This is a genomic window from Lutimonas halocynthiae (genome assembly GCF_030409835.1).
Taxonomy (GTDB): domain Bacteria; phylum Bacteroidota; class Bacteroidia; order Flavobacteriales; family Flavobacteriaceae; genus Lutimonas; species Lutimonas halocynthiae.
The window spans coordinates 1-629 of the sequence record NZ_JAUFQO010000017.1; the positions used below are offsets into that span (position 1 = coordinate 1).

A 629-nucleotide genomic window follows, 5' to 3' on the forward strand; every position below is an offset into this window, starting at 1 on the left:
TCTGTTCTCCAAGTGTCAACTGTAACATCCGTGTAAGCATCGCTGAATAAAGATGTAACATTCGCCTGATCTTGTCCTGGAGTTGGTGCAGCAGTTGTTGGTTCTGTTGCAGGTGTTCCACCTCCGGTACCATCGTTATAGAAATAAACATTATCAACAAAAACCGTATTACTTCCCGCTAGAGCACCTACAAATATATACTGTGCAATATGCCCTCTTGCAGTCAATCCGGTGAATTCACTCATTGGAATATCCAAACTAACCCATTCTTCTTGAGAAGGATTGTCAATAGTGATTTCATGTTCTGAATCATCTCCTCCTCCAAACATTCCATCAGCTCCAAAATCAACTAACTTAACTTTAAAAGTTGTAAAATCAGCAGACCATACATCAGTTCTAAAATGAGTCATGTTACTCGCATCAACTGTTGAAGAAACCGTTTCAATTCCTACAAAATCTAAAGCACTGTATTTTTTCATTGCACTTCCATCAATAGTAACATCTTCAAGCGTAGCTGATGACCAATCTGTTCTCCAAGTGTCAACTGTAACATCCGTGTAAGCATCGCTGAATAAAGATGTAACATTCGCCTGATCTTGTCCTGGAGTTGGTGCAGCAGTTGTTGGTTC

Annotated in this window: 1 pseudogene; it reads right to left on the bottom strand. The window is 39.9% G+C overall.

Features of this window, described 5'->3' with window-relative positions:
* Positions 1-629, bottom strand: a pseudogene (locus tag QWY87_RS17805) (hypothetical protein); the annotation flags it as partial.